This window comes from Pseudomonas sp. NPDC086112 (assembly GCF_044746425.1).
Taxonomy (GTDB): Bacteria; Pseudomonadota; Gammaproteobacteria; order Pseudomonadales; family Pseudomonadaceae; genus Aquipseudomonas.
This window is the reverse complement of sequence record NZ_JBIVCD010000010.1, coordinates 75924-82377: the sequence shown is the minus strand read 5'-3', so window position 1 is coordinate 82377 and position 6454 is coordinate 75924. Positions and strand designations below refer to the sequence as shown.

Genomic DNA, 6454 nt, shown 5'->3' with positions numbered 1-6454 from the left:
CACTGTAAGTCGTTATTCTGACGGTCAGCCATTGTTAAAACCTCATCAAACTCTACAGGCGCATATCACTGCGGGTTGGCACGGGTGCTGGAAAGCAACGATTTCAGGTTGGCAGCCTTGGGCTTGACCAGCCAGAAACGACGCAGATAGTCATCGAGGTTTTCAGCGAGGTTACGACCCCACTCGCTGTCGGTTTCCTCGACGTATTCGTTCAGCACGCGTTGCAGGTGGCTGCGATAGGCTTCCATCGCCTCACCGCTGATCCGCTGGATTTCCACCAGTTCGTGGTTGACCCGGTCAACGAAGGTGTTGTCCTGGTCGAGCACGTAGGCGAAACCGCCGGTCATGCCTGAGCCGAAGTTGTAGCCAGTCTTGCCCAATACGCAGACAAAACCACCGGTCATGTACTCGCAGCAGTGATCGCCAGTGCCTTCCACAACCGTGTGAGCACCGGAGTTACGCACCGCGAAACGCTCGCCCGCGGTACCGGCGGCGAACAGCTTGCCCCCGGTGGCGCCATACAGGCAGGTGTTGCCGATAATGGCGCTGTCCTGAGTCTTGTAGATGCTGCCCTTCGGCGGAACGATGACCAGCTTGCCACCGGTCATGCCCTTGCCGACGTAGTCGTTGGCGTCGCCTTCCAGGTACATGTTCAGGCCGCCGGCGTTCCACACACCGAAGCTCTGACCCGCCGTGCCTTTGAAGCGGAAGGTGATCGGCGCGTTGGCCATGCCCTGGTTGCCGTGCTTGCGAGCAATTTCACCGGAGATCCGCGCGCCGATGGAACGGTCGCAGTTGCAGATATCCAGGGCGAAATCGGCACCGCTCATGTCGTTGATGGCCGAAGTGGCCAGGTCGACCATTTTCTCGGCCAGCAGACCTTTGTCGAACGGCGGGTTGCGGTCGACCTGGCAGAACTGAGGCTTGTCTGCCGGGATGTGATCGCTGCCCAGCAACGGGGTCAGGTCCAGGTGGTTCTGCTTGGCGGTCTGGCCTTCGAGGATTTCCAGCAGATCGGTACGGCCGATCAGCTCTTCGAGGGAGCGCACGCCCAGCTTGGCCAGCCACTCACGGGTTTCTTCGGCGACGTAGGTGAAGAAATTCACCACCATGTCGACGGTACCGATGTAGTGATCCTTGCGCAGCTTCTCGTTCTGAGTCGCGACGCCGGTGGCGCAGTTGTTCAGGTGGCAAATACGCAGGTATTTGCAACCCAGGGCGATCATTGGCGCGGTGCCGAAGCCGAAGCTTTCAGCGCCGAGGATCGCTGCCTTGATCACGTCGAGGCCGGTTTTCAGGCCGCCGTCGGTCTGCACCCGGACTTTGCCGCGCAGGTCGTTGCCGCGCAGGGTCTGGTGGGTTTCGGCCAGGCCGAGTTCCCACGGAGCGCCCGCGTATTTGATCGAGGTCAGCGGCGATGCACCGGTGCCGCCGTCGTAGCCGGAAATGGTGATCAAGTCCGCGTAGGCCTTGGCCACACCGGCAGCGATGGTGCCGACGCCGGCTTCTGCAACCAGCTTCACCGAGACCAATGCCTTCGGGTTGACTTGTTTCAGGTCGAAAATCAGCTGCGACAAGTCTTCGATCGAATAGATGTCGTGGTGCGGCGGAGGCGAGATCAGGGTCACGCCCGGCACTGCGTAACGCAGCTTGGCGATCAGACCGTTGACCTTGCCACCTGGCAGCTGACCGCCTTCGCCGGGCTTGGCGCCCTGAGCGACTTTGATCTGCAGCACTTCAGCGTTGACCAGGTATTCCGGGGTCACACCGAAACGGCCAGTGGCGACCTGCTTGATTTTCGAGCTCTTGATGGTGCCGTAGCGCGCCGGGTCTTCGCCGCCTTCGCCGGAGTTGGAACGCGCGCCGAGGCGGTTCATGGCTTCGGCCAGGGCTTCGTGGGCTTCCGGCGACAATGCGCCCAAAGAGATGCCCGCGGAGTCAAAGCGCTTGAGCACCGATTCCAACGGTTCGATCTCGCTGATGTCCAGCGGCGTGTCCAGGGTCTTGACCTTGAACAGATCGCGGATCATCGACACCGGACGGTTGTCCACCAGCGCCGTGTATTCCTTGAACTTGCTGTAGTCGCCCTGCTGCACAGCGGCTTGCAGGGTGCTGACCACGTCCGGGTTGTAGGCGTGATATTCGCCACCATGGACGAACTTCAGCAGGCCGCCTTGCTGGATCGGCTTGCGCGGGCTCCAGGCTTCGGCCGCCAGGGCTTTCTGCTCGGCTTCGATGTCGACGAAACGCGCGCCCTTGATGCGGCTTGGTACGCCACGGAAGCTCAGGTCGCAGACTTCTTCGGAGAGGCCGATGGCTTCGAACAGTTGCGCACCGCGGTACGAGGCGATGGTGGAGATACCCATCTTCGACAGGATCTTCAGCAGGCCTTTGGTGATGCCTTTACGGTAGTTCTTGAACACCTCATAGAGGTCGCCCAGCACTTCACCGGTGCGGATCAGATCGCCCAGCACTTCGTAGGCCAGGAACGGATAGACCGCCGAAGCACCGAAACCGATCAGCACCGCGAAGTGATGCGGGTCGCGAGCAGTCGCGGTTTCCACCAGGATGTTGGAGTCGCAACGCAGGCCTTTTTCGGTCAGGCGGTGATGCACCGCACCGGTCGCCAGCGAAGCGTGGATCGGCAACTTGCCCGGGGCGATGTGACGGTCACTCAGCACGATCTGGGTGCGACCGGCGCGAACGGCTTCTTCAGCCTGATCGGCAACATTGCGCACTGCGGCTTCAAGGCCGACGCTTTCGTCGTAGTTAAGGTCGATGATCTGGCGTTCGAAGCCCGGACGATCGAGGTTCATCAACGAGCGCCACTTGGCCGGGGAAATGACCGGCGAGCTGAGGATCACACGCGAGGCGTGTTCCGGCGACTCCTGGAAAATGTTGCGCTCGGCACCGAGGCAGATTTCCAGCGACATGACGATGGCTTCACGCAGCGGGTCGATCGGCGGGTTGGTGACCTGCGCGAACTGCTGGCGGAAATAGTCGTACGGCGTGCGCACGCGCTGGGACAGCACGGCCATCGGCGTATCGTCGCCCATCGAGCCGACAGCTTCGTAGCCTTGTTCGCCGAGCGGACGCAGCACCTGGTCGCGCTCTTCGAACGTGACCTGATACATCTTCATGTACTGCTTGAGCTGATCGACGTCGTAGAACGCCGAACCATGGTCGTTGTCTTCCATGGTCGCCTGGATGCGCAGGGCATTCTTGCGCAGCCATTGCTTGTACGGATGACGGGACTTCAAACGGTTGTCGATGGCATCGGTGTCGAGGATCTGACCGGTTTCGGTGTCCACGGCAAAGATCTGGCCAGGGCCAACGCGGCCCTTGGCAATCACGTCTTCAGGCTGGTAGTTCCAGACACCGATTTCCGAGGCCAGGGTAATGAAGCCGTTCTTGGTGGTGACCCAACGCGCCGGACGCAGGCCGTTACGGTCGAGCAGGCACACCGCGTAACGACCGTCAGTCATTACCACGCCAGCCGGGCCGTCCCACGGTTCCATGTGCATCGAGTTGTATTCATAGAACGCGCGCAGATCCGGGTCCATGGTTTCGACGTTCTGCCACGCAGGCGGAATGATCATCCGCACGCCACGGAACAGGTCGATACCACCGGTGACCATCAACTCGAGCATGTTGTCCATGCTGGAGGAGTCGGAACCTACGCGGTTCACCAGCGGGCCGAGTTCTTCCAGATCCATCAGATCGTTGGTGAACTTGGTGCGACGGGCCTGAGCCCAGTTGCGGTTGCCGGTGATGGTGTTGATCTCGCCGTTGTGGGCGAGGAAGCGGAACGGCTGAGCCAGCGGCCATTTCGGCAAGGTGTTGGTGGAGAAGCGCTGGTGGAACACGCAGATTGCGGTTTGCAGGCGCTGGTCGCTCAGGTCTGGATAGAAGGCGGTCAGATCCGCCGGCATCATCAGGCCTTTATAAATGATGGTCTTGTGGGAAAAGCTGCAGATGTAGTGATCGACGTCGGCGGCGTTGGCCACGGACGAACGACGACGGGCGCTGAACAGCTTGATCGCCATGTCCTGATCGCTCAGGCCTTCACCGCCGATGTAGACCTGCTCGATTTGCGGCAGGCGCTCAAGGGCCAGGCGGCCGAGGACGCTGGTGTCGATCGGCACTTTGCGCCAGCCGACCAGTTGCAGACCTTCGGCCAGGATCTCGCGGTTCATGTTCTCGCGAGCGGCTTCGGCTTTCACCGGGTCCTGGTTGAAGAAGACCATGCCCACCGCATATTGCTTGGGCAGTTCGACACCGAAGGTTTCCTGGGCGATGGCTCGCAGGAATACATCCGGCTTTTGAATCAGCAGACCGCAACCGTCACCGGTCTTGCCGTCGGCGTTGATCCCACCGCGGTGGGTCATGCAGGTCAGGGCCTCAATGGCCGTTTGCAAAAGGGTATGACTGGGCTCGCCCTGCATATGGGCTATCAGGCCGAAACCGCAGTTATCCTTGAATTCATCTGGTTGGTACAGACCTGCTTTCATAGACACTTTCTCACCAGGCTGCCTCTTATCGAGGCAAATTTCTTTTCAATTCAGCCAGTTACCATCCACGCCGAACGTACGCCAGCTTTGCGGGGGCAAAAGGGAGGTCATTGTACACACCGACACAGAGGCTCACAAATTTGACGACGAAATGTCGCAAATCTATGTCGCATTTGTGAAAGGTTTAAAGCGATATGCTGTGCTAGTCAAAACTTTTTTAATTTTGACCGCAGCGACTCAAAGACTACTGTGACGCAGACACCACAAGGCACGCGGCCTGGAGAGGCGGCATGCGCTTGCAGAAATTTTGAGGTGCTTGGAGAGGCGGCCTGGGTAAGGCCGCCGAATCTTCAGCGAGTTGTTGCCAGTTCCTGTTGGACGCTGGCGACAGTGCGAGGCCAAGGTTTACCAGCCTGAACCTTCGCTGGCAAGGCTTTGATGGCGGTAACGGCTGCATCGCGGTTGGCGAAGCTACCGTAGGTGATGACGTAAAGCGGCTTGCCGTTGAGTACTTTCTTGAAATAACGGTACTCGCCGCCCTGCTCTTTGACGAAGCTTTGCGCGGCCGATTCGGAGCTGGTGCCGAGGATTTGCACCACGTAGTTACCCGGCGCCTGGCCTGCGTACCAGCTGCCACCGGCGGCTTTAGCCACGGCGACTGGCTTCTCGGCAGGTTTGGCGGCGGTGACCGGCTTGGCGGGCGCTGGAGCCGGTTTGGCAACAGGTGCAGGCGCTGGCTTGGCGGTCGCGACCTGAGTCGGCGCTGGAACCGGTTTGGCCGCAGGTGTTGGCGCCGGCCCCGGCTGGATGCCGGCAGGCGGCGCAGTCGTGGTCACGGTTGGCGGTGTAGCGCTGGAACCTTCGACCGGCACGCCGTCGTCGCCTTCGGTGATACCACCGGCCGCTTCGGCCAGCGGACCACGCATCACCGGCTGCGAGTTGCCGACCAACGGCAATGGCATCGGTTGTGAATTACCGGCGAACTCTACGGCGGGAGCGCCACTGCTGTCAGTTTGTGGCGCGCCCTGGCCCAATGGCAGTTGTGCCTGTTCATTGGCAGGCGCGCCGGTGGTCGGTGCTTTGCTGCGACCCGGCATCAACCAGGCGGCGGCTACCGCGACCACGACTACGGCGGAAATCGCCAATACGTGTTTCTTCGGCATGTTGAACCCCATACTTGGACGCTTCACCGCTGAGCGGCTGGCAATCATGGCTTCGATCATTGCATCGCGGGCGACCTGATTGATGTTGCCAGGCCAACCGTCGGAGCTTTCGTGAATATCAGAGATCTGATCCGCGGTGAAAAGTTCGATACCCCGGCCAGCGCCTTCGAGACGCTGATCCAGATATTCGCGGGTTTCTTCTTCGGTGTAAGGCTGCAATTCGATGACGTGGAAACGCTCTTCCTCAAGGGTCAGCGCTTCAAGCTGGGCAATCAGCGAAGACTCACCGAACAGGAACACGTGGGGGCGACCTTCCGGTGCGCCCGCTGCCAAGGCCAGCAAGGCTTCCAGCGCGGATTCGTCGAGCTGCTCGGCATCATCCACCAGCAAATAGACTTCCTGCCCCGTGAGGGCAAGCTGTACCACCTGGGCCAGGATGGCGCCAATTTCGGCCTGTTCGACATTCAGCGCCTGAGCCACCTGACGCAGCACACCAGCCGCATCGCCGGCGCCACGGGCGGAAACCACCACGCTCTGCACTGACTGTTTGTTGGTGCTGGCCACCAGGGCCTGACGCAACAGAGTTTTGCCGCTGCCTTGAGGGCCAGTGACCACCAGCAACAACTGGCTGTAACGGGCCAGATGATGCAGTTGCCCCAGCACCGGTTTGCGCTGGGCCGGGAAAAATTTGAAGCCAGGCACCCGTGGAGCGAAAGGGTCATGACTTAACTGGTAATGGCCGAGGAAAGCCTCGTCGGCATGCAAACTAGTCATCGGGAT

At 60.5% G+C, this 6454-nt stretch carries 2 protein-coding genes; both read right to left on the bottom strand.

Translation table 11 applies throughout. From position 1 onward, the window contains the following. Positions 1-65 precede the first annotated feature (65 nt). On the bottom strand, positions 66-4511 hold the full coding sequence (gltB, locus tag ACIPLA_RS09975; protein ID WP_218397046.1) for a glutamate synthase large subunit: 4446 nt from the start codon (positions 4509-4511) through the stop codon (positions 66-68). A gap of 350 nt (positions 4512-4861) precedes the next feature. Beyond that, entirely contained in the window at positions 4862-6448 is a 1587-nt protein-coding gene (locus tag ACIPLA_RS09970; RefSeq protein ID WP_401173034.1) for an SPOR domain-containing protein, read from the bottom strand. Positions 6449-6454 lie beyond the last annotated feature (6 nt).

What these genes read in the sequence shown, in the direction of transcription:
- gltB (WP_218397046.1), bottom strand. Translation starts at nt 4,511, where the DNA reads ATGAAAGCAGGTCTGTACCAACCAGATGAATTCAAGGATAACTGCGGT.
- ACIPLA_RS09970 (WP_401173034.1), bottom strand. Translation starts at nt 6,448, where the DNA reads ATGACTAGTTTGCATGCCGACGAGGCTTTCCTCGGCCATTACCAGTTA.